Genomic DNA, 23,166 nt, shown 5'->3' with positions numbered 1-23,166 from the left:
GCAAACCTTGCCCGCCACCGTTCACCCGATTCCTCATGGGGGTTACCGTGTTTCTCGCACAAGAAATTATTCGTAAAAAACGTGATGGTCATGCATTAAGCGACGAAGAGATCCGCTTCTTTATCAATGGCATTCGGGATAACACCATCTCTGAAGGGCAAATTGCTGCCCTGGCGATGACCATCTTCTTCCACGATATGTCGATGCCTGAGCGTGTCTCGTTGACCATGGCGATGCGAGATTCAGGAACCGTACTGGACTGGAAGAGCCTCAACCTTAACGGTCCGATTGTTGATAAACACTCCACCGGCGGCGTAGGTGATGTCACGTCTCTGATGCTCGGCCCGATGGTAGCGGCCTGCGGTGGTTACATCCCGATGATCTCCGGGCGCGGCCTGGGGCATACCGGCGGTACGCTCGACAAACTGGAAGCCATTCCGGGCTTTGATATCTTCCCGGATGACAACCGCTTCCGCGACATTATTAAAGACGTTGGCGTGGCGATTATCGGCCAGACCAGCTCTCTTGCGCCGGCAGACAAGCGTTTTTACGCGACCCGTGATATCACCGCAACCGTTGACTCTATCCCGCTGATCACCGCCTCTATTCTGGCGAAGAAGCTGGCGGAAGGGCTGGACGCGCTGGTGATGGACGTGAAGGTGGGCAGCGGCGCGTTTATGCCAACCTATGAACTCTCTGAAGCGCTGGCCGAAGCGATCGTTGGCGTCTCCAACGGCGCGGGCGTGCGCACCACCGCGCTGCTGACCGACATGAACCAGGTGCTGGCGTCCAGCGCCGGTAATGCGGTTGAAGTGCGTGAAGCCGTGCAGTTCCTGACAGGCGTTTACCGCAACCCGCGCCTGTTTGACGTAACGATGGCGCTGTGCGTGGAGATGCTGATTTCCGGCAAGCTGGCCAAAGACGATGCTGACGCGCGTGCGAAGCTGCAGGCGGTGCTGGATAACGGCAAAGCGGCAGAGATCTTCGGCCGCATGGTGGCGGCGCAAAAAGGCCCGACCGACTTCGTGGAAAACTACGCGAAGTACCTGCCGACCGCGACGCTCAGCAAAGCGGTGTATGCCGATAGCGAAGGTTTCGTCTCCGCTATGGACACCCGTGCGCTCGGCATGGCGGTGGTCTCGATGGGCGGCGGCCGTCGTCAGGCCTCAGACACCATTGATTACAGCGTCGGCTTTACCGATATGGCCCGTCTGGGTGACAGCGTTGACGGTCAACGTCCGCTGGCGGTGATCCACGCCAAAGACGAAGCCAGCTGGCAGGAAGCGGCGAAAGCGGTGAAAGCAGCCATTACGCTTGCTGATAAAGCGCCAGAAACCACACCGACTGTCTATCGCCGTATCACCGAATAGCGGTATACTGATCTGATCGATAATTTTTGAAGCACTACGTACGGAGAACAATTATGAAACGTGCATTTATTATGGTGCTGGACTCATTCGGCATCGGCGCAACCGAAGATGCAGAACGTTTTGGTGACGTGGGTTCCGATACCATGGGTCACATCGCGGAAGCCTGTGCGAAAGGCGAAGCGGACAACGGTCGTAAAGGCCCTCTGACTCTGCCCAACCTGACCCGCCTCGGTCTGGTGAAAGCGCATGAAGGTTCTACCGGTAAAATCGCTGCCGGTATGGACGGCAACGCGGAAGTGGTGGGCGCTTACGCCTGGGCGCATGAGCTCTCTTCCGGTAAAGATACCCCGTCCGGTCACTGGGAAATTGCCGGTGTGCCGGTTCTGTTTGACTGGGGCTATTTCTCCGATCACGAGAACAGCTTCCCACAGGAACTGCTGGATAAACTGGTTAAGCGTGCCAACCTGCCGGGCTACCTCGGTAACTGCCACTCTTCCGGTACCGTAATTCTGGATCAGCTCGGCGAAGAGCACATGAAAACCGGCAAGCCGATTTTCTACACCTCCGCTGACTCCGTGTTCCAGATTGCCTGCCACGAAGAGACGTTTGGCCTGGATAAACTGTACGAGCTGTGTGAAATCGCCCGTGAAGAGCTGACCGAAGGCGGCTACAACATCGGTCGCGTTATTGCGCGTCCGTTTATCGGCGACAAAGCGGGTAACTTCCAGCGTACCGGTAACCGTCACGATCTGGCCGTTGAGCCACCGGCACCGACCGTACTGCAGAAACTGGTTGATGAGAAAGGCGGCCACGTGGTTTCTGTAGGTAAAATCGCGGATATCTACGCCAACTGCGGTATCACCAAAAAAGTGAAAGCCACCGGTCTGGATGCGCTGTTTGACGCCACCATCAAAGAGATGAAAGAAGCGGGTGATAAGACTATTGTCTTCACCAACTTCGTCGACTTCGACTCCTCCTGGGGCCACCGTCGCGACGTGGCCGGTTATGCTGCCGGTCTGGAGCTGTTCGACCGTCGTCTGCCAGAGCTGATGGAGCTGGTGGGTGAAGATGACATTCTGATCCTGACCGCTGACCACGGCTGTGACCCGACCTGGACCGGTACTGACCACACCCGTGAGCACATTCCGGTGCTGGTGTACGGCCCGAAAGTGAAACCGGGCTCGCTCGGTCACCGTGAAACCTTCGCGGACATCGGCCAGACGATTGCGAAATACTTTGGCACGTCTGACATGGAATATGGCAAGGCGATGTTCTGAATGATGTTGGGGTGCGGCCTGATGCCCTCACCCCGCCCCTCTCCCACGAGAGATACGGGTGCGGCCTGATGCCCTCACCCCAACCCTCTCCCACAGGGAGAGGGAGAATTTAAATGAAAAGGAACTGAAGATGGCAACTCCTCACATTAACGCAGAAATGGGTGATTTCGCTGACGTCGTATTGATGCCGGGCGACCCGCTGCGCGCGAAACACATTGCAGAAACTTTCCTGGAAGACGTGCGTGAAGTGAACAACGTTCGCGGCATGCTGGGCTTCACCGGCACTTACAAAGGCCGCAAAATCTCCGTGATGGGCCACGGTATGGGTATCCCATCCTGCTCCATCTACACCAAAGAGCTGATCACCGATTTCGGCGTGAAGAAAATCATCCGTGTTGGCTCCTGCGGCGCGGTGCGCATGGACGTTAAACTGCGTGACGTGGTGATCGGTATGGGTGCCTGCACCGATTCCAAAGTTAACCGCATGCGTTTTAAAGATCATGACTTCGCGGCGATTGCTGACTTCGGCATGGTGCGTAACGCGGTTGACGCGGCGAAAGCGCTGGGCGTTGATGCCCGCGTGGGTAACCTGTTCTCCGCGGATCTGTTCTATGCGCCGGACGGCGGCGAGATGTTCGACGTGATGGAAAAGTACGGCATCCTGGGCGTGGAAATGGAAGCGGCGGGCATCTACGGCGTCGCGGCTGAGTTCGGTGCGAAGGCACTGACCATCTGCACCGTATCTGACCATATCCGTACTCACGAGCAGACCACGGCTGCTGAGCGTCAGACTACCTTCAACGACATGATCAAAATCGCGCTGGAATCCGTTCTGCTGGGCGATAAAGAGTAATTCTGTCTCTTCCCTCCCTCTCCCTGTGGGAGAGGGCTGGGGTGAGGGCACCAAACTGCACTTAGCGTACGGCCTGTGCAATCCACCCCGACAGCTCCCGCAGCTCATTTTCCTGCTCCGGAAAATCCCCAATCAACGCGTCGCATTCCTGCTGCAGCATATCCGCCCGGTACAAACAGCCCTGTAAACGTGCCGCAAGTGCTTCCAGCGGTGCCGGGTTCAGGCTATCGGTAAACACCTGTGTGCGGGTGATATGGCCCTTCTCCACGTCAAAATGCAGCTCCACGCCGCCCCAGGTAAAACGCTCATCCAGCAGATGGGAAAACGCTGGCGCCTGGCCGAAGTTCCACTCCCAGCTGCTCTGACGGGCGAAGGTCCCGGCGAAATTAGGCAGATCCGGGGTTTTATCCGGGGAGATGACCTCTGCCTCCACGCGCTCACCGTAATGGGCAAAGAAGGCTTCCTGGATCGCCTCGCAGATTTGCGCGTGAGTAATGTCCGGCAGCAGCTCAACCAGGTTGGCCACGCGCCCCCGCACGGAGGTGATCCCTTTGGCCTGCAGTTTTTTCTTATCAGGATTCAGGTAGTTCGCCAGACGGCTGAGATCGGCGTTAAGAAGAAGGGTGCCGTGGTGAAATCCGCGATCCAGTGTTTCGCGATAGGCAGAGCCTGACACTTTGCGATCGCCGTCGGGTGTTTTGACCACCAGGTCGTTACGCCCGGAGGCTTCAGCCGACACGCCGAGTGAATTAAGTGCGTTGAGGACAATGGACGTTGAGATGGTCTTGTCGTATTCCGGCTTACCCGCCATAAAGGTAAAGCAGGTGTTGCCCAGATCGTGGAATACCGCACCACCGCCGCTGCTGCGGCGCGCCAGACGGACGTTGTCCTCTTCCATACGACGGGTGTTACACTCTTTCCACGGATTCTGTGCGCGGCCAATGACCACCGTGTCGGCGTTGCGCCAGAGGAATAGCACCCGTTGGGTGGCGGGCATCTGGCGGAAGATGCACTCTTCCACCGCGAGATTAAACCACGGATCGTAAGAGTCAGAGAGCAGCAGGCGTAACGTCGTCATGGCAGAGTTCCTTTTCCAAATCATCCGCCTACTTTATCACTAATCTTTCTTCTCGCTCTCTTCGTCTTCAGGAACGGATTTGCTGGCGGTCAGCAGGAAAGGCGACTGCTGCCAGCGGGTGCGTTTGCCCTGCAGCAACGTGCGCGCCAGCACCACGCCGATGGCGAGGGAGAGCAGGAGCATCAGACGAAGTATATTGGTGGTGTTATCCACCTGTTTGGCCTCTGTGGGCAGGGTGTGGGTATCGAGCGTCAGGCGCAGATAGCCTAGCGGACCATTTTTTCCCTGAATGGGTTCGACGATCTGCTGGTTAAAGTAGCCCCCGGCTTTTTTACCGTCCAGCGCCAGCCTGTCGCGCACGTCGACATGCTCGCCAGCGCGGGCAATCAGATCGCCTTTTTCATCGTAGACACCGGCATCCAGGATACGGCTGTTCTCGGTTAACTGGCGCAAAACCTGGCTGATGCGTTTGTCATCCGGCGTTTCGGTGCGCATTGCGGGCGCGACGTTAAGCGTAACCTGACGCGCCAGCGTGCGGGCCAGCTCCTCAAACTGCGGATTCCGTTGCCGTTGGTGATTCTGGCTAAACCATGACGCCCCTTGCATCAGCACCACTAACAGTGCGAGACAGAAAAGGACGATCACGGCGCGATGAAGCCGGAATTTCAATTTTGCGCGAGCCATATTCCACCTGCTGAAAATTTACGGCTTAATGTTGCCAGAAGTGATGGTTACAGGGTAGCCTCATGCGTTATTTTCCCTCTGGAACCTTCCGGCGCGAACGAAATTACAGGAGCTTCAATGCCGAACATTACCTGGTGCGACCTGCCAACGGATGTCTCTTTATGGCCAGGATTGCCGCTCTCTTTAAGTGGCGATGAGGTGATGCCTCTGGATTACCATGCTGGCCGTAGCGGCTGGCTGCTGTACGGACGCGGCCTGGATAAGCAACGCCTTACCCAGTATCAAACGAAACTGGGGGCGGCGATGGTGATTGTCGCCGCCTGGTGTGTGGAAGATTATCAGGTGATTCGCCTGGCCGGTTCCCTGACGCAGCGCGCGACGCGTCTGGCGCATGATGCCGGGCTGGACGTTGCCCCGCTGGGTAAAATCCCCCATCTGAAAACGCCGGGTCTGCTGGTGATGGATATGGACTCTACCGCCATCCAGATTGAGTGTATCGACGAGATCGCCAAACTGGCGGGCAGCGGCGAGCTGGTGGCAGAAGTGACCGAGCGCGCGATGCGCGGCGAGCTGGATTTCACTGCCAGCCTGAGACAGCGTGTTGCGACCCTGAAAGGGGCTGATGCCCACATTCTGCGTCAGGTTCGTGATGAGCTGCCCCTGATGCCCGGGCTGACGCAGCTGGTGCTCAAGCTCCAGTCGCTGGGCTGGAAAGTGGCGATCGCCTCCGGTGGCTTCACCTTCTTCGCGGATTACCTGCGGGAAAAATTGCATCTGACCACCGTGGTGGCCAACGAGCTGGAGATCATGGACGGTAAGCTGACCGGGCAGGTGATCGGCGATATCGTGGATGCGCAGTACAAAGCCAATACGCTGAGCCGCCTGGCAGAGAAATATGAAATCCCGGTTGCCCAGACCGTTGCCATCGGCGATGGCGCAAACGATCTGCCGATGATCAAAGTTGCCGGCCTCGGCATTGCCTACCATGCCAAGCCAAAAGTGAATGAAAAGACGGAAGTCACTATCCGTCACGCTGACCTGATGGGGGTGTTCTGCATCCTCTCCGGCAGCCTGAATCAGAAATAACGGTATGCGATTCCAGGCCGGGCAAGCGTTAGCGCCACCCGGCGCGCAGGCCGCACTGAAATAACGAGGTAAACCGTGGCTAAAGCCCCAAAACGCGCATTTGTCTGTAATGAATGTGGTGCGGATTATCCGCGCTGGCAGGGGCAATGCAGCGCCTGTCATGCCTGGAACACCATCACCGAAGTGCGTGGTGTGGCGGCTTCGCCGAGCGTGGCCCGCAATGAACGCCTGAGCGGCTATGCGGGTAATGCCGGTGTGGCAAAAGTCCAAAAACTGTCAGACATCAGTCTGGAAGCGTTGCCGCGCTTCTCCACCGGCTTCAAAGAGTTTGACCGCGTGCTTGGCGGCGGCGTGGTACCGGGCAGTGCGATCCTGATCGGTGGTAACCCGGGGGCGGGTAAATCGACCCTGCTGCTGCAAACGCTTTGCAAGCTCGCGGAACAGATGAAAACCCTGTACGTCACCGGCGAAGAGTCCCTGCAGCAGGTGGCAATGCGCGCGCACCGTCTGGGGCTGCCTACCGGCAATCTGAATATGCTGTCAGAAACCAGCATTGAGCAGATCTGCATGATTGCCGAAGAAGAGCAGCCGAAGCTGATGGTGATCGACTCCATCCAGGTGATGCACATGGCGGATATCCAGTCCTCGCCGGGCAGCGTGGCGCAGGTGCGCGAGACCGCCGCGTATCTGACGCGCTTTGCCAAAACCCGCGGCGTGGCGATCGTGATGGTCGGCCACGTTACCAAAGACGGCTCGCTGGCGGGGCCAAAAGTGCTTGAGCACTGTATCGACTGCTCCGTCATGCTCGACGGCGACGCAGACTCCCGCTTCCGTACCCTGCGCAGCCACAAAAACCGCTTTGGTGCGGTGAATGAACTGGGCGTATTTGCCATGACCGAGCAGGGGCTGCGCGAAGTCAGCAACCCGTCGGCCATCTTCCTGAGCCGGGGGGATGAAGTCACCTCCGGCAGTTCGGTGATGGTGCTGTGGGAGGGAACGCGTCCGCTACTCGTCGAAATTCAGGCGCTGGTGGATCACTCCATGATGGGCAACCCGCGGCGCGTGGCGGTCGGTCTGGAACAGAACCGCCTGGCAATCCTCCTGGCGGTGCTGCACCGTCATGGCGGCCTGCAGATGGCGGATCAGGACGTCTTCGTCAACGTGGTGGGGGGCGTGAAAGTTTCAGAGACCAGTGCCGATCTGGCGCTGCTGCTGGCGATGGTTTCCAGTCTTCGCGACAGGCCGCTGCCGCAGGATCTGGTGGTCTTCGGCGAAGTGGGGCTGGCCGGGGAGATCCGCCCGGTGCCGAGCGGCCACGAGCGCATCTCCGAGGCGGCGAAACATGGTTTCCGCCGGGCGATTGTACCGGCGGCCAACGTGCCAAAGAAGATCCCCGAAGGGATGCAGGTATTTGGCGTTAAAAAACTCGCAGATGCGTTAAATGTCTTTGACGACTTATAATTACGTATTCGATTTTGCAGGAGGCACCGTAATTTATGTCATCATTTGACTACATCAAGACCGCAATCCGTCAGAAAGGCTGCACGCTACAGCAGGTGGCTGACGCCAGCGGCATGACGAAGGGCTATCTTAGCCAGTTGCTGAACGCCAAAATCAAAAGCCCCAGCGCGCAAAAGCTGGAAGCGTTACATCGCTTTCTGGGGCTTGAATTCCCGCGTATGCAAAAGAATATCGGCGTGGTGTTTGGTAAGTTTTATCCGCTGCATACCGGCCATATCTACCTGATCCAGCGTGCCTGTAGCCAGGTCGACGAGCTGCACATCATCATGGGGTACGACGAAACCCGTGACCGCCAGCTGTTTGAAGACAGCGCCATGTCGCAGCAGCCGACGGTGCCGGACCGCCTGCGCTGGCTGCTTCAGACCTTCAAATATCAGAAAAATATTCGTATTCATGCCTTTAATGAAGAGGGCATGGAGCCGTATCCACACGGCTGGGACGTGTGGAGCAACGGCATTAAAGCGTTTATGGAAGAGAAGGGCATTGCGCCCAACTGGATCTACACCTCTGAAGAGTCCGACGCGCCGCAGTTCCGCGAGCATCTGGGCATTGAAACCGTGCTGATCGATCCGAAGCGTACGTTTATGAACATCAGCGGGGCGCAGATCCGCGAAAACCCGTTCCGCTACTGGGATTACATCCCGACCGAAGTGAAGCCGTTCTTTGTGCGCACAGTTGCGATTCTGGGTGGCGAATCCAGCGGGAAATCGACGCTGGTCAATAAGCTGGCGAACATCTTCAATACTACCAGCGCGTGGGAATACGGACGTGATTATGTCTTTTCCCATCTGGGGGGAGACGAGATGGCGCTTCAGTATTCTGATTACGATAAAATCGCGCTCGGTCATGCGCAGTACATTGATTTCGCTGTGAAATATGCCAACAAAGTGGCCTTCATCGACACCGATTTTGTCACCACACAAGCCTTCTGTAAGAAGTATGAAGGGCGCGAACACCCGTTCGTACAGGCGCTGATCGATGAATATCGCTTCGACCTGGTGATCCTGCTGGAAAACAACACCCCGTGGGTAGCCGATGGGATGCGCAGTCTTGGCAGCTCTGTGGACAGAAAAGAGTTCCAGACGATGCTGGTGGAGATGCTTCACGAGAACAACGTGGAGTTTGTCCACGTTGAAGCGTCAGATTACGACACCCGTTTCCTGCGCTGCGTCGAGCTGGTGAAGGAGATGATGGGGGAGCAGGGGTAAATTCGCAGGCTTGCCCCTCACCCTAACCCTCTCCCTTTGGGAGAGGGCCGGGGTGAGGAAATCAGGCCAATCAGAACGCAACCACCACTTTCCCGCGCATATGCCCGTCCAGCACTTTGCGGTGCGCCTCGGTAATGCTTTCCACGCTCAGCCCGTGCAGCGTTTCGCTGAGCGAGCTTTCCACCACGCCGTTATCCACCAGCTTCGCCACCTCGTTTAAGATCTCACCCTGACGCGCCATATCGGCAGTCTGGTACATGCTGCGGGTGTACATAAATTCCCAGTGCAGGGCGGCGGATTTGGATTTCAGCTTGTCCTGGTTCAGCGGATGCGCATTTTCGACGATGGAGCAGATATGCCCCTGCGGTGCAATCAGTTCGCTGGCCGCATCCCAGTGGCCATCGGTATCATTGAGGATGAAAATGTAATCCACAAAGGTGATGCCCTCTTTGGCCAGTTCACCTTGCAGATCGCGATAATTCACCACCAGATCCGCGCCGCGATCGCGACACCACCGGGCAGAATCTTCCCGCGATGCGGTGGCGATCACTCTGACTTTGCTGTTGTGTTTTGCAAACGGGATCGCCAGGGAGCCTACGCCGCCGGCACCGCCGATGATCAGCAGCGTTTTGTCCGATCCGGCATCCTGAATGTTCAGGCGCTCAAACAACCCTTCCCAGGCGGTGAGCGCGGTCAGCGGCAATGCGGCGGCGGCATCCCAGCCAAGGCTTGTCGGTTTGTGTCCGACAATGCGTGCATCAATCAGCTGGTGCGTGGCATTACTGCCCGGACGGGTAATGTCGCCCGCGTACCACACCTGATCGCCCTGTTTGAAGCCGGTGACGTTTGTCCCCACCGCTTTGACGATCCCGCTGGCATCCCAGCCGAGAATGCGCGGATCCTTGAGGCCATTTTTAGCAATACTCGCGTGGACTTTGGTATCAACCGGGTTAATTGAGACGGCCTTCACTTCCACCAACAGATCGTGCTCGCCAGGCTGCGGCATGGGTTGGGAAATTTCAATGAAAGCAGCGGGATTTTCTGGGTTAACGGCAATGGCTTTAACTGACATGGTGAACTCCTCAATGGAATGCGTTTTGTTGAGACTAGTCTATTAAGTGGCCATGCGCGTGATAAGATGGACAATCAAGAACGAAGTGTTCGTACAGGATGAACAATCATGTTTAAACAGCTTCAGGATATGGCGCTGTTTGCGCTGGTGGCCGAGATGGGGAGCTTTACTGCCGCAGCGCAGAAGGCTGACTTGCCGAAATCCAGCGTTAGCCAGCGGATTAGCCAGCTTGAGCAGCAGGTGGGGATCCGCCTGCTAAATCGCACCACGCGCAGGCTGAATCTGACCTTTGCGGGGGAGCACTATCTGGTGCATTGTCGCGAGATGCTGGCGGCCAGCGAAAGGGCGGAATATGCCATTCAGCGACTGCGAGAAAACCCCAGCGGACGGCTTCGCATCACCTGCCCGGCAGGGATTGGCGCGACATTACTGGCACACCTGAATGCCGAGTTTCAGCTCCGCTATCCTGACGTTTCGCTGGATGTCTCGATTTCTGACGACGTGCTCGATCTGCTGGAGTCTGGCTTTGACGTCGCGCTGCGTACCGGTAAACCGCAAGACTCCTCGCTGATAGGGCGCATGATTGGTCACTGCCCGCGCTTTATGCTGGCTTCGCCAGATTATCTGGCGCGCCGGGAGCCACTGAACCATCCCCGCCAGCTGGTGGAGCACCGCTGTATAACCCATAAGGCCTGGTCTGAATGGCTGCTGCAAAGCGAGAGCGAGGATTACCGCTATCTGCCGGATAACGCACATATGACGGATAATCTGGTGTATGCCCGTGAGTGCGCGGTTGCTGGCGCGGGGATCACTTTGCTGCCCGCATTTCTACTGGAAGATAAGATCGAAAAAGGGGCACTGGTGCAGGTACTGCCGGCGTGGAACGTCGAAGGAAACGACCTGTGGCTGGCCTATCCGAGCCGTAAGCTTAACTCGCCCGCGCTGATGAGCTATATCGACTTTGCGATGCAGTTTGATGAGGTTAAGCGGTTTTACGTGGGCGGGTGATTATGTGCGGCCTGATGCCCTCACCCTGACCCTTTCCCACGGGGAGAGGGAACAAACATAAAAAACGGCAACCGAAGTTGCCGTTTTACTTTTATTTCGCGATACGCTTGTACTTAATACGCTTCGGCTCCAGCGCATCGGCGCCCAGCGTGCGTTTCTTGTACTCTTCGTATTCGGTGAAGTTACCTTCGAAGAACTCCACTTTCCCTTCATCCTGGTAATCCAGAATGTGGGTGGCGATACGGTCAAGGAACCAACGGTCGTGCGAGATAACCATCGCGCAGCCCGGGAACTCCAGCAGGGCGTTTTCCAGCGCGCGCAGGGTTTCGATGTCGAGGTCGTTTGTTGGTTCATCGAGCAGCAGAACGTTACCGCCAACCTGCAGCAGTTTCGCCAGATGCAGACGACCACGCTCACCACCGGACAACTCGCCGACGCGTTTACCCTGATCGGTGCCTTTGAAGTTAAAGCGACCAACATAGGCGCGGCTTGGCATTTCGGTGTTACCGATACGCATGATATCCAGACCGCCGGAGACTTCTTCCCACACGGTTTTGCTGTTATCCATTGCGTCACGGAACTGGTCAACGGACGCCAGCTTCACCGTTTCACCCAGGGTAATAGAGCCGCTGTCAGGCTGCTCCTGACCAGACATCATACGGAACAGGGTGGATTTACCCGCGCCGTTCGGACCGATGATACCGACGATGGCACCCTTCGGTACGGAGAAGGAGAGGTCGTCGATCAGCACGCGGTCACCGTAAGATTTACGCAGGTTGCTGACTTCGACCACTTTATCCCCCAGACGCGCGCCAGGTGGAATAAACAGTTCGTTGGTTTCGTTACGTTTCTGGTATTCGGTGTTGTTCAGCTCTTCAAAGCGTGCCAGACGGGCTTTGCCCTTCGACTGACGGCCTTTCGTGCCCTGACGTACCCACTCCAGCTCTTTCTCAATAGACTTACGGCGTGCTGCTTCAGCAGAGGCTTCCTGCGCCAGACGCTGATCTTTCTGCTCCAGCCAGGAAGAGTAGTTGCCTTCCCATGGAATACCCTCACCGCGGTCCAGCTCCAGGATCCAGCCCGCCACGTTGTCGAGGAAGTAACGGTCGTGGGTGATCGCCACTACGGTGCCTTCGAAGTCGTGCAGGAAGCGTTCCAGCCACGCCACGGACTCTGCATCCAGGTGGTTAGTCGGTTCGTCGAGCAGCAGCATGTCTGGCTTTTCCAGCAGCAGACGGCATAGCGCCACGCGGCGACGCTCACCACCGGAGAGGTTGGCGATTTTCGCATCCCAGTCCGGCAGACGCAGGGCGTCAGCGGCGCGCTCCAGCTGCACGTTCAGGTTGTGACCGTCGTGCGCCTGGATAATCTCTTCAAATTTGCCTTGCTGAGCGGCCAGTTTATCGAAGTCCGCATCTGGCTCGGCGTATTTGGCATACACTTCATCCAGACCTTTCAGCGCGTTAACCACTTCGGATACCGCTTCTTCAACAGATTCACGAACGGTGTGTTCAGGGTTCAGCTGAGGTTCCTGCGGCAGGTAGCCAATTTTGATGCCAGGCTGCGGACGGGCTTCACCTTCGATGTCTGTATCGATGCCGGCCATGATGCGCAGCAGGGTGGACTTACCGGCACCGTTGAGGCCCAGAACACCGATTTTTGCGCCCGGGAAGAAGCTCAGCGAGATATTTTTAAGAATATGACGTTTCGGCGGTACCACTTTGCCGACACGATGCATGGTATAAACGAATTGAGCCACGTTGGACTTCGCCTCTTTTATCGTGATGAAAAGGAATTTCAGCCTCGAAGTGTAGCCTTTTTCCCGCCCTAATCCCAGCCAGGAACGTCGGGAGTGTTAAAACGCGCAGGAAAGGTAAAAAAGTGTCCGTAACGTGGCGCGTTCCGGGATGCCTGGTTAGCATAAGTTAATGAGACTTTGACGTGGCAAGACGCTGCAATTGACGAAAAAACAATGAGGAAGAGCTTGTGGAAAAAGCCAAACGGGTGGTCTGGCGTCTGCTGGCGGCCAGCGTATGCGTAATGGCGGTAAGCCAGGCAGTGCATGCCGATTCACTGGATGAACAACGTAACCGCTACGCCCAGATTAAACAGGCGTGGGACAACAAACAGATGGATACCGTGCAGGCGTTGATGCCGACGCTGAAGGACTATCCTCTCTATCCCTATCTGGAGTATCGCCAGATTACTGACGATCTCATGAATCAACCCACGGTCACCGTGAATAACTTCATTCAGGCGAACCCGACCCTGCCGCCCGCCCGGAACCTGCAGTCTCGTTTTGTAAATGAGCTGGCGCGTCGTGAAGACTGGCGCGGGCTGCTGGCTTTTAGCCCTGACAAGCCGAACACCACGGAAGCCCAGTGTAATTATTACTATGCGAAATGGGTCACCGGTCAGCAGGAGGAGGCCTGGGCCGGGGCAAAAGATCTGTGGCTGACCGGGAAAAGCCAGCCGAACGCCTGTGATTCGCTCTTTGGCACCTGGCGTGCTTCCGGTAAACAGGATCCGCTGGCTTACCTTGAGCGAATTCGTCTGGCGATGAAAGCCGGGAACACGCGTCTGGTGACCGCCCTGGCGGGGCAAATGCCGTCGGATTACCAGACCATTTCCACCGCCGTGATGTCGCTGGCAAACGATCCCAACAGCGTTCTGACCTTTGCCCGCAGCACGGGAGCGACCGATTTTACCCGTCAGATGGCGGCGGTGGCCTTTGCCAGCGTGGCGCGTGACGATGTTGAAAACGCGCGGCTGATGATCCCGCAGCTGGTGCAGGCCCAGCAGCTCAATGAAGAGCAAACCCAGGAACTGCGCGACATCGTGGCGTGGCGACTGATGGGCTCGGACGTGACCGACGAACAGGCCCGCTGGCGGGACGATGCCATTATGCGCTCCAGCTCCACGTCGCTGGTGGAACGCCGCGTGCGCATGGCGTTGGGGACCGGCGATCGAAAAGGCCTCAATACCTGGCTGGCGCGTCTGCCGATGGAGGCCAAAGAGAAAGACGAATGGCGCTACTGGCAGGCGGACCTGCTGATGGAGCGGGGACGCGATGATGAAGCCAAAGAGATCCTCCACGCGCTGATGCAGCAGCGTGGCTTCTACCCGATGGCGGCCGCGCAGCGTCTGGGTGAGGAATACACCTTCCGCATTGATAAAGCACCGGCGAACGCCAGCCCGGCGTTGACCCAGGGGCCAGAAATGGCGCGCGTGCGCGAGTTGATGTACTGGAATATGGACAATACCGCCCGTAGCGAGTGGGCGAATCTGGTGACCAGCCGCACGACGGATGAAAAAGCCCAGCTTGCGCGCTACGCCTTTGATAACCACTGGTGGGATCTGAGCGTTCAGGCGACGATCGCTGGCAAGCTGTGGGATCATCTCGAAGAACGTTTCCCGCTGGCCTACAAAGATCTGTTCGATCGCTACACCAGCGGCAAAGATATTCCGCAAAGTTATGCCATGGCGATTGCCCGTCAGGAGAGCGCCTGGAACCCGAAAGTCCGTTCCCCGGTAGGGGCCAGCGGCCTGATGCAGATTATGCCGGGCACGGCGACGCATACGGTGAAGATGTTTAATATCCCGGGATACAGCAGTCCATCACAGCTGCTGGATCCGGATACCAACATCAACATTGGTACCAGCTATCTGCAGTACGTCTATCAGCAGTTTGGTAACAACCGCATTTTCGCCTCTGCGGCGTATAACGCGGGCCCAGGGCGCGTGCGTACCTGGCTGGGTAACAGTGCCGGACGCATCGACGCCGTGGCGTTTGTCGAGAGCATTCCGTTCTCAGAAACGCGAGGCTACGTGAAGAACGTGCTTGCGTATGATGCTTACTACCGCTACTTCATGGGGCAGAAAGATAGCCTGATGAGCGACGCGGAGTGGCAGAGACGTTACTGATCGGGATGGGTTGTGTTATGCTGTACTCGTTAATGAGTACAAGAGGCAGCATAACATGACCCAGCATTCCCCGTATTCCTCGGCACTGGCCGAACAACGTCATCAGGAGTGGCTTCGTTTTGTGGAGTTGCTTCGCCAGTCTTACGACCAGGATCTGCATTTACCCCTGCTGCAACTGATGCTGACGCCAGACGAACGTGAGGCGCTGGGAACGCGCGTGCGAATCATCGAAGAGTTACTGCGCGGTGAGATGAGCCAGCGTGAGCTCAAAAACGAGCTGGGCGCGGGTATCGCGACGATCACCCGCGGTTCAAACAGCCTGAAGTCTGCGCCAGTTGAGCTGCGTCAGTGGCTGGAAGCGGTATTGCTGAAAAACGCCGGATGACGGCTGCGCCTTATCCGGCCTACACGTTCAACGATAAATGGCGTTATGAAACGGGCTTAACGCCAGGATCACTGCCTGATGGTACACGCTTGAACGCGTAAGTGCGCCAGCGGTAAAGACGCCAATCGCCCCTTCTTTGCGACCAATCTCATCAATGCCGGTGTATTGTGACATCACCGGCCCGAGCGCCTCACCTGCGCGGACCTTTTCCAGAATGATCTCCGGCAGCGGCAGGGTGGCCGAGCGTGCTTCACCACGCTGTTCGCGGCTTTCGATAACCACCCAGCTAAACGTCGCGCCTTCGTCAATTCCCGCTTCAATGGCGACCCAGAAGTCGGCATCGGGTACGGCAGCTTTCGCATTGAGCACGCGATTTCGTGCGCCAGCGCGCGTTTCTTCGCTGCCAAACGGCTGTTCAGGAACGCCACTCTCGACGCCGATGGCATCAATATGGCAGGATCCTTCGCCGAAAATCTCTTCAAAGGCCCTTAGAATTGCCTGAATTTTGGCAGGATTGGTGGTAGCAGAGACAACATGGTGCATAATTAAGCTCGATTAAAAAAAAACTCATCGCAGTATAACGGAAAAAAAGCATGTTACAGGTATACCTTGTTCGCCACGGTGAAACGCAGTGGAACGCCGAGCGACGTATTCAAGGCCAGTCCGACAGTCCTCTCACTGAAAAGGGTGTGCAGCAAGCGTGGCAGGTGGCAGAACGTGCCAGAACGCTGGGCATTACCCATGTCATCACCAGCGATTTAGGTCGCACGCAGCAGACGGCGCGCATAATTGCTGATGCCTGTGGTTGTGATGTGATGCTTGAACCACGCCTGCGCGAACTGGATATGGGGGTGCTCGAAAAACGCCATATCGATACGCTGACGGAAACGGAAGAGGGCTGGCGTCGCACGCTGGTCAACGGTACCGAAGATGGCCGTATTCCTGAGGGTGAATCGATGCAGGAGTTGAGCGTGCGTATGCATGCTGCGCTGGCAGAGTGCCTGAAGCTGCCCGCCGGAAGCCGTCCACTGCTGGTGAGTCACGGAATTGCGCTGGGCTGTCTGGTGAGCACCATTCTGGGGTTACCGGCCTATGCTGAACGCCGCTTGCGCCTGCGCAACTGCTCTATTTCCCGTATTGATTATCAGGAAAGTGCGTGGCTGGCGTCGGGGTGGGTCGTGGAGATGGCAGGGGACATTTCGCATCTTGATGCCCCTGCACTGGATGAACTGCAGCGCTAACGACGTATCGGAATTAAGAATTCCATCCGCAGATTAATGGGGCCTTCTTCCGGTTTTGCATCGCTTGCCGGGTAGTAGCGCTCAATATCCTGACCTTTACGGCGATTCAGGTTCAGCATAGGCATGCATGTTCCGTAAACGGTCAGGATAAATTCCTGTACGCCCGTTCCCAGCCCTTCATAGGAGAACATCACGTACTCTCCGCCTTCCAGCACGACCGGTTTAGAGCCCTGAATATAGCCATTGGCCATCTCCGGCGTTAACGCGGTGGTGTAGAACACCTCCTGCTCGTCGTCTTTTTCCTGGCTTGGATGCGTTTCGTTGAGACCATACAGGATAGGCGGGATCGCCGGCGCATGGCTCAGGAAGTCGCGCCAGAACTGAACGCGCATTTGATGGCGGAACTCGGAAATCTGCTCCAGAGAACAGGTGTAACTCTGTGTCGTACCGATCAAATGGGTTTCCGGCAGGGTAATGATTTCGTACTTCGGCATGGCGAACTCGCCCAGGCGCAGCGGCGGGCGCATACCGTATGAGCTCCAGTCCGGTGAACGTCGATAGAGCGCTGGCGTCAACGAGAACTGTTTTTTAAAGGCTCGGGTGAACGTTTGTTGTGAATCGAAACGATACTGCAGGGCAATATCGAGAATAGGCCGCGCGGTCAGGCGCAATGCCACGGCAGATTTTGATAAACGACGTGCGCGAATATAGGCACCGATAGCATGACCGGTGACATCCTTGAACATCCTTTGCAGATGCCACTTGGAATAGCCTGCTTTTGCCGCCACATTATCCAGTGACAAAGGCTGGTCGAGATGACCTTCCAGCCAGGTGAGCAGGTCGCGAATAATTCCAGCCTGATCCATATACTATCCTCATCCTTAAAACAGCAGGTGCCTGATAACAGGTTAGCGGATAATAGCATTTTTTGATGTTTTAGCATTCAGTGTTTTTTTTGCTCATTAATGCTTTTTGTCCTGCGTTTTGGGGGAATATATTCTAATCCTGTGATCTTGCTACATTTTTGTCTAACGTGTTGAATAATCGCTCAACGTAATATTAAGAAATGGTAACAATATGAAATATAAGACTTTGCTCTTAACTGCCTTACTGCTGATGGTTGGCCGCGCGGCGCAGGCAGAACAGATTGGTTCTGTCGATACCGTCTTTAAGATGTTTGGCCCTGACCACAAAATTGTGGTGGAAGCGTTTGACGATCCGGATGTGAAAAACGTCACCTGCTACGTTAGCCGGGCGAAAACCGGGGGAATCAAAGGCGGGCTGGGACTGGCCGAGGATACATCCGATGCGGCCATCTCCTGTCAGCAGGTGGGCCCGGTTGAATTGAGCGAGAAAATCAAAAACGGCAAAGCGCAGGGGGATGTGGTATTCCAGAAACGGACTTCTCTGGTCTTCAAAAAGCTGCAGGTGGTGCGTTTTTACGATGCTAAACGTAACACCCTGGCCTACCTTGCCTACTCCGACAAAGTGGTGGAAGGCTCACCGAAAAACGCGATAAGCGCGGTGCCAATCATGCCATGGCGGGAATAAAAAAACGGCGCGAAAGCGCCGTTTTTTTATGGTGCTCACTGCGGGATCACTCCTGCAGGTCACCGCAGAAGCGATAGCCTTCGCCGTGGATCGTGGCGATGATTTCCGGCGTATCTGGTGTAGATTCGAAATGTTTACGAATACGACGGATGGTCACGTCTACAGTACGGTCGTGTGGCTTCAGCTCACGGCCGGTCATTTTCTTCAGCAGTTCTGCACGGGACTGAATTTTGCCCGGGTTTTCACAGAAGTGCAGCATGGCGCGGAATTCACTGCGCGGCAGTTTATACTGCTCACCGTTCGGGCTGATCAGTGAACGGCTATTGATATCAAGTTCCCAGCCGTTAAATTTGTAGCTGTCTACGCTACGACGCTCTTCGCTGACGGTGCCCAGGTTCATGGTGCGGGACAGCAGGTTGCGTGCACGAATGGTTAACTCGCGAGGGTTAAACGGTTTGGTGATGTAGTCATCCGCACCGATTTCCAGGCCAAGAATCTTATCAACTTCGTTATCACGGCCTGTCAGGAACATTAATGCGACGTTCGCCTGTTCACGCAGTTCACGCGCCAGAAGAAGGCCGTTTTTACCTGGCAGGTTGATATCCATAATGACCAGGTTGATATCATTTTCAGAAAGGATCTGATGCATCTCTGCGCCATCGGTCGCTTCAAAGACATCGTAGCCTTCTGCTTCGAAAATGCTCTTTAACGTGTTGCGTGTTACCAACTCGTCTTCAACGATAAGAATGTGCGGGGTCTGCATGTTTGCTACCTAAATTGCCAACTAAATCGAAACAGGAAGTACAAAAGTCCCTGACCTGCCTGATGCATGTCGCAAATTAACATGACCGGGCTAACGTGACTAAAGTACGTAATTGCGTTCTTGATGCACTTTCCATCAACGTCAACAACATCATTAGCTTGGTCGTGGGTACTTTCCCTTTGGACCCGACAGTGTCAAAAACGGCTGTCATCCTAACCATTTTAACAGCAACATAACAGGCTAAGTGACACCTGACACCCAATAAAACTACGCTTCGTTGACATATATCAAGTTCAATTGTAGCACGTTAACAGTTTGATGAAATCATCATAGCTAAATGCTAGCCTTTGTCACAATTTTTCAATAAACCAACTAGTTGCGGACATTGATTGATAAACAATACGAATCCAACCCAGAAACGGTATTCATACAGTCATTATCATTATAAAACATAAGGATAATAGGGTTCTGTTAACATACTAACTGATTGTTCAGTCACAAAATAGTTTAGCGTCTTTAATTTGTTATGAAACGCTATTTCGGTGATTTGTGTTGCAATATTGTAAATTCGCGCTGCGTAATATGTTGAAGTGCATCACATTTATCCCCGCTAACTGATTAAAAAGAGAGCATAAATGCATCTGTCGATTGTACTGGTCGCGCCAGCCAGAGCAGAAAATATAGGCGCTGCGGCGCGTGCCATGAAGACCATGGGGTTCACCGATTTGCGTATTGTGGGCAGCGTTGCGCATCTGGAACCTACGGCGCGCTGGGTGGCGCATGGTTCGGGTGATATTCTTGATAATATAACCACTTACGCTACGCTCGCCGATGCCTTGCACGATATCTCATTTACCGTTGCGACCACGGCGCGCAGTCGGGCGAAGTTCCACTATTACGCCACGCCAGCAGAACTGGTACCGATGCTGAGCGAGAAAAGTCAGTGGCTGGAAAAAGCCGCGCTGGTATTTGGGCGGGAAGATTCAGGATTAACAAACGACGAACTGGAACTCGCGGACGTGCTGACCGGGGCGCCGATGGTGGCGGATTATCCGTCGCTGAATTTAGGTCAGGCGGTGATGGTTTATTGCTATCAATTAGCATCCCTAATACAAATTCCCCAACCGCAAGCGGCGGGGACAGATGAAAACCAGCTGGCCGCGCTGCGCACGCGCGTTGAGCATCTGCTGGCGCAACTCGGCGTGGCTGACGACCAAAAAATGGCAGACTGGTTGCAGCAGCGTCTTGGCCGTCTTGAGCAACGGGACACTGCAATGCTGCACCGTTTGCTGCACGATATCGAAAAAAAATTAGCCGAGTAAAATGCTGCCATAAGTTTTTACTATGGCGTAAGCCTCTGACATTGAGGGTTGCCTCTGGCGGAATCGGATGAAAATAAATCTGCACGCAGCGGGACGTAAGAACGTCCCGAATTGTGATCAAATTAAAAATTCATTGACTTAAGGTGCCCGATCCTTTAACCCTAAAAGAATACAGCACAGACAGATAATAATGACAGAGTACACAACATCCATGAAACGCATCAGCATCACCACCATTACCACAACCATCATCATTACCACAGGTAACGATGCGGGCTGACGCGTACAGGAAAAACAGAAAAAAGCCCGCACCTGAACAGTGCGGGCTTTTTTTTCGGCTAAAGGAAACGAGGTAGAACCATGCGAGTGTTGAAGTTCGGCGGTACATCAGTGGCAAATGCAGAACGCTTTCTGCGTGTTGCCGATATCCTGGAGAGCAACGCCAGACAGGGACAGGTCGCGACCGTACTCTCTGCGCCGGCAAAAATCACCAACCACCTGGTGGCGATGATTGAAAAGACCATTGGTGGTCAGGATGCACTCCCGAACATTAGCGACGCCGAGCGTATCTTCGCCGAGCTGCTGCAGGGGCTGGCGGAGGCACAGCCAGGCTTCCCGCTCGTACAGCTGAAAGCCTTCGTAGAACAAGAATTTGCCCAGATTAAACATGTCCTGCACGGCATCAGCCTGCTGGGTCAGTGCCCGGACAGCATCAACGCGGCGTTGATTTGCCGCGGTGAGAAACTCTCTATCGCCATCATGGCGGGCCTGCTGGAAGCGCGCGGCCATCACGTCACGGTGATTGATCCGGTTGAAAAACTGCTGGCGGTGGGCCACTACCTCGAATCCACCGTTGATATTGCCGAATCAACCCGCCGTATCGCCGCGAGCAAAATACCGTCTGACCATATGATCCTGATGGCGGGCTTCACCGCCGGTAATGAGAAGGGGGAGCTGGTGGTGCTGGGCCGTAACGGCTCCGACTATTCTGCTGCCGTGCTGGCCGCCTGTTTACGCGCGGACTGTTGCGAGATCTGGACTGACGTTGACGGCGTATACACCTGCGACCCGCGCCAGGTACCGGACGCCAGGTTGCTGAAGTCGATGTCTTACCAGGAGGCGATGGAGCTTTCCTACTTCGGCGCGAAAGTGCTTCACCCTCGTACCATCTCCCCGATTGCCCAGTTCCAGATCCCCTGCCTGATTAAAAATACCGGTAACCCGCAAGCGCCTGGCACGCTGATTGGCGCCAGTACCGATGAAGATGGCCTGCCGGTGAAAGGCATCTCCAACCTGAACAATATGGCAATGTTCAGCGTCTCCGGGCCGGGTATGAAAGGGATGGTCGGCATGGCAGCGCGCGTGTTTGCCGCGATGTCCCGTAACGGGATCTCTGTGGTGCTGATCACCCAATCCTCATCCGAATACAGCATCAGCTTCTGCGTGCCGCAGGCGGATTGCCTGCGCGCCCGTCGCGCGCTGGAGGAAGAGTTCTATCTGGAGCTGAAAGAGGGACTGCTGGAGCCGCTGTTCATTCAGGAGCGCCTGGCGGTTATCTCAGTCGTCGGTGACGGCATGCGCACGCTGCGCGGCATCTCCGCTAAATTCTTTGCTGCGCTGGCGCGCGCCAATATCAACATCGTGGCGATTGCGCAGGGCTCATCCGAGCGTTCTATTTCGGTGGTGGTTGATAATGATGATGCGACAACCGGCGTACGCGTGGTTCATCAGATGCTGTTCAATACCGATCAGGTGATTGAACTGTTCCTGATTGGCGTGGGCGGCGTGGGCGGTGCGCTGCTGGAGCAGGTGAAGCGTCAGCAGGAGTGGCTGAAGAAGAAGCATATCGATCTGCGCGTCTGCGGGATCGCCAACTCAAAAGCGCTGTTGACCAACGTTCACGGGCTGAACCTGGAAAACTGGCAGGCCGAGTTGAACGAGGCAAAAGAGCCGTTCAACCTTGGGCGTCTGATCCGTCTGGTGAAAGAGTATCACCTGCTGAACCCGGTGATTGTCGATTGTACGTCGAACCAGGCGGTTGCCGATCAGTACGCGGACTTCCTGCGCGAAGGATTCCACGTGGTCACGCCGAATAAAAAGGCCAACACCTCGTCGATGGATTACTATCACCAGCTGCGTCTGGCGGCGAGCAAATCGCGCCGCAAGTTCCTGTACGACACTAACGTGGGGGCGGGCCTGCCGGTTATCGAGAACCTGCAGAACCTGCTGAACGCGGGTGATGAACTGCAACGTTTCTCCGGCATTCTCTCCGGCTCGCTGTCCTTTATCTTCGGTAAGCTGGATGAAGGGATGAGCCTCTCAGAAGCAACCCGCGCCGCGCGTGAGTTGGGCTACACCGAGCCGGATCCGCGTGACGATCTCTCCGGGATGGACGTGGCGCGCAAACTGCTTATTCTGGCCCGTGAAACGGGCCGTGAACTGGAGCTTTCCGATATCGTGATTGAACCCGTGCTGCCGGCTGAATTTGACAGCAGCGGTGACGTCAGCGCCTTTATGGATAATTTACCGCAGCTGGATGACGCTTTTGCCGCACGCGTGGCGAAAGCCCGTGATGAAGGTAAGGTATTGCGTTATGTTGGCAACATTGAAGAAGATGGCGTGTGCCGGGTGAAGATTGCCGAAGTCGATGGCAACGATCCGCTGTACAAAGTCAAAAACGGCGAAAACGCCCTGGCGTTTTACAGCCACTATTATCAGCCATTGCCGCTGGTGCTTCGCGGCTATGGCGCAGGGAACGATGTTACGGCGGCGGGTGTGTTTGCCGATCTGCTGCGTACCCTGTCATGGAAGTTAGGAGTTTAA

At 55.8% G+C, this 23,166-nt stretch carries 22 protein-coding genes and 1 other annotated feature; of the genes, 15 read left to right on the top strand and 7 right to left on the bottom strand.

The window, feature by feature from the left end:
- Nucleotides 1-47: 47 nt before the first annotated feature.
- The 3 genes from deoA (at nucleotide 48) to deoD (ending at nucleotide 3,500) form a co-directional block, all read left to right on the top strand.
- Complete coding sequence (gene deoA / locus ACTJJI_RS10840; protein WP_014830578.1) at nucleotides 48-1,370, top strand: thymidine phosphorylase; 1,323 nt, start codon at nucleotides 48-50, stop codon at nucleotides 1,368-1,370.
- A 53-nt stretch (nucleotides 1,371-1,423) separates the two neighbouring features.
- On the top strand, nucleotides 1,424-2,647 hold the full coding sequence (deoB, locus tag ACTJJI_RS10835; protein ID WP_028015441.1) for a phosphopentomutase: 1,224 nt from the start codon (nucleotides 1,424-1,426) through the stop codon (nucleotides 2,645-2,647).
- Between the two features lie 130 nt (nucleotides 2,648-2,777).
- Entirely contained in the window at nucleotides 2,778-3,500 is a 723-nt protein-coding gene (gene deoD, locus ACTJJI_RS10830; RefSeq protein ID WP_013095492.1) for a purine-nucleoside phosphorylase, read from the top strand.
- Between the two features lie 61 nt (nucleotides 3,501-3,561).
- Here deoD and lplA read toward each other — a convergent pair whose 3' ends face one another.
- Together lplA and ACTJJI_RS10820 are read right to left on the bottom strand one after the other, a co-directional pair.
- Nucleotides 3,562-4,578, bottom strand: a complete 1,017-nt coding sequence (gene lplA / locus ACTJJI_RS10825) for a lipoate--protein ligase LplA (protein WP_047360282.1) — start codon at nucleotides 4,576-4,578, stop codon at nucleotides 3,562-3,564.
- Nucleotides 4,579-4,617: 39 nt separating this feature from the next.
- Complete coding sequence (locus tag ACTJJI_RS10820) at nucleotides 4,618-5,262, bottom strand: YtjB family periplasmic protein (protein WP_013095494.1); 645 nt, start codon at nucleotides 5,260-5,262, stop codon at nucleotides 4,618-4,620.
- A gap of 117 nt (nucleotides 5,263-5,379) precedes the next feature.
- Here ACTJJI_RS10820 and serB point away from each other — a divergent pair, with 117 nt between their 5' ends.
- From serB to nadR, 3 genes are all read left to right on the top strand, one after another.
- Nucleotides 5,380-6,348 carry a phosphoserine phosphatase gene (gene serB, locus ACTJJI_RS10815; RefSeq protein ID WP_014830581.1) on the top strand — a complete coding sequence of 323 codons (969 nt, stop codon included), beginning with the start codon at nucleotides 5,380-5,382 and terminating at the stop codon, nucleotides 6,346-6,348.
- 75 nt (nucleotides 6,349-6,423) lie between these two features.
- A complete protein-coding gene (radA, locus tag ACTJJI_RS10810; RefSeq protein WP_440654008.1) occupies nucleotides 6,424-7,809 on the top strand; it encodes a DNA repair protein RadA in 1,386 nt (461 codons plus the stop codon).
- A gap of 35 nt (nucleotides 7,810-7,844) precedes the next feature.
- Nucleotides 7,845-9,077: a multifunctional transcriptional regulator/nicotinamide-nucleotide adenylyltransferase/ribosylnicotinamide kinase NadR gene (nadR, locus tag ACTJJI_RS10805; protein ID WP_014830583.1), complete on the top strand. Its 1,233-nt coding sequence runs from the start codon at nucleotides 7,845-7,847 to the stop codon at nucleotides 9,075-9,077.
- A gap of 70 nt (nucleotides 9,078-9,147) precedes the next feature.
- On the opposite strand, the gene ACTJJI_RS10800 is transcribed toward nadR, so the two are convergent.
- Nucleotides 9,148-10,149, bottom strand: coding sequence for a zinc-binding alcohol dehydrogenase family protein (locus ACTJJI_RS10800; RefSeq protein WP_440654005.1), 1,002 nt, complete (start codon nucleotides 10,147-10,149; stop codon nucleotides 9,148-9,150).
- Nucleotides 10,150-10,257: 108 nt separating this feature from the next.
- Here ACTJJI_RS10800 and ACTJJI_RS10795 point away from each other — a divergent pair, with 108 nt between their 5' ends.
- Nucleotides 10,258-11,157 carry a LysR family transcriptional regulator gene (locus ACTJJI_RS10795; RefSeq protein ID WP_440654003.1) on the top strand — a complete coding sequence of 300 codons (900 nt, stop codon included), beginning with the start codon at nucleotides 10,258-10,260 and terminating at the stop codon, nucleotides 11,155-11,157.
- Between the two features lie 91 nt (nucleotides 11,158-11,248).
- Here the strand turns inward: ACTJJI_RS10795 and ettA are convergent, their stop codons facing one another.
- A complete protein-coding gene (ettA, locus tag ACTJJI_RS10790) occupies nucleotides 11,249-12,916 on the bottom strand; it encodes an energy-dependent translational throttle protein EttA (RefSeq protein ID WP_013095500.1) in 1,668 nt (555 codons plus the stop codon).
- 227 nt (nucleotides 12,917-13,143) lie between these two features.
- Between ettA and sltY the strand changes: the two genes are divergently transcribed.
- Nucleotides 13,144-15,081 (top strand): murein transglycosylase, encoded by a 1,938-nt coding sequence (sltY, locus tag ACTJJI_RS10785; RefSeq protein ID WP_440654001.1) that lies wholly within the window; start codon nucleotides 13,144-13,146, stop codon nucleotides 15,079-15,081.
- Nucleotides 15,082-15,136: 55 nt separating this feature from the next.
- Entirely contained in the window at nucleotides 15,137-15,466 is a 330-nt protein-coding gene (trpR, locus tag ACTJJI_RS10780; protein ID WP_013095502.1) for a trp operon repressor, read from the top strand.
- Between the two features lie 27 nt (nucleotides 15,467-15,493).
- Here trpR and yjjX read toward each other — a convergent pair whose 3' ends face one another.
- On the bottom strand, nucleotides 15,494-16,009 hold the full coding sequence (gene yjjX, locus ACTJJI_RS10775) for an inosine/xanthosine triphosphatase (RefSeq protein WP_118283619.1): 516 nt from the start codon (nucleotides 16,007-16,009) through the stop codon (nucleotides 15,494-15,496).
- Between the two features lie 50 nt (nucleotides 16,010-16,059).
- On the opposite strand from yjjX, the gene gpmB reads away from it, so the two are divergent.
- Nucleotides 16,060-16,707 carry a 2,3-diphosphoglycerate-dependent phosphoglycerate mutase GpmB gene (gene gpmB, locus ACTJJI_RS10770; protein WP_008502057.1) on the top strand — a complete coding sequence of 216 codons (648 nt, stop codon included), beginning with the start codon at nucleotides 16,060-16,062 and terminating at the stop codon, nucleotides 16,705-16,707.
- Here gpmB and robA read toward each other — a convergent pair.
- Entirely contained in the window at nucleotides 16,704-17,573 is an 870-nt protein-coding gene (gene robA / locus ACTJJI_RS10765) for an MDR efflux pump AcrAB transcriptional activator RobA (protein WP_013095505.1), read from the bottom strand. The two genes, gpmB and robA, sit on opposite strands and share 4 nt — an antisense overlap.
- Before the next feature lie 211 nt (nucleotides 17,574-17,784).
- Here robA and creA point away from each other — a divergent pair, with 211 nt between their 5' ends.
- Nucleotides 17,785-18,258, top strand: coding sequence for a protein CreA (creA, locus tag ACTJJI_RS10760; protein WP_014830590.1), 474 nt, complete (start codon nucleotides 17,785-17,787; stop codon nucleotides 18,256-18,258).
- Nucleotides 18,259-18,304: 46 nt separating this feature from the next.
- On the opposite strand, the gene arcA is transcribed toward creA, so the two are convergent.
- Nucleotides 18,305-19,021 carry a two-component system response regulator ArcA gene (gene arcA / locus ACTJJI_RS10755; RefSeq protein WP_003856501.1) on the bottom strand — a complete coding sequence of 239 codons (717 nt, stop codon included), beginning with the start codon at nucleotides 19,019-19,021 and terminating at the stop codon, nucleotides 18,305-18,307.
- Between the two features lie 95 nt (nucleotides 19,022-19,116).
- Here arcA and yjjY point away from each other — a divergent pair, with 95 nt between their 5' ends.
- The 4 genes from yjjY (at nucleotide 19,117) to thrA (ending at nucleotide 23,166) form a co-directional block, all read left to right on the top strand.
- A complete protein-coding gene (gene yjjY, locus ACTJJI_RS10750) occupies nucleotides 19,117-19,257 on the top strand; it encodes a protein YjjY (RefSeq protein WP_001541509.1) in 141 nt (46 codons plus the stop codon).
- Nucleotides 19,258-19,656: 399 nt separating this feature from the next.
- The gene (locus ACTJJI_RS10745; protein WP_153907965.1) at nucleotides 19,657-20,343 is read left to right on the top strand and encodes a tRNA/rRNA methyltransferase; all 687 of its coding nucleotides are present in this window, start codon (nucleotides 19,657-19,659) and stop codon (nucleotides 20,341-20,343) included.
- 211 nt (nucleotides 20,344-20,554) lie between these two features.
- Nucleotides 20,555-20,623 carry a thr operon leader peptide gene (thrL, locus tag ACTJJI_RS10740; RefSeq protein WP_015572623.1) on the top strand — a complete coding sequence of 23 codons (69 nt, stop codon included), beginning with the start codon at nucleotides 20,555-20,557 and terminating at the stop codon, nucleotides 20,621-20,623.
- Nucleotides 20,562-20,679: a sequence feature (Thr leader region), on the top strand. It overlaps the preceding gene by 62 nt.
- A 24-nt stretch (nucleotides 20,680-20,703) precedes the next feature.
- Nucleotides 20,704-23,166 (top strand): bifunctional aspartate kinase/homoserine dehydrogenase I, encoded by a 2,463-nt coding sequence (gene thrA, locus ACTJJI_RS10735; RefSeq protein WP_096927786.1) that lies wholly within the window; start codon nucleotides 20,704-20,706, stop codon nucleotides 23,164-23,166.

This window comes from Enterobacter sp. 22466 (assembly GCF_052044775.1).
Lineage (GTDB): Bacteria > Pseudomonadota > Gammaproteobacteria > Enterobacterales > Enterobacteriaceae > Enterobacter > Enterobacter dissolvens.
Note: the sequence above shows the minus strand (reverse complement) of the source record. Positions and strands in the feature narration are given on the sequence as shown.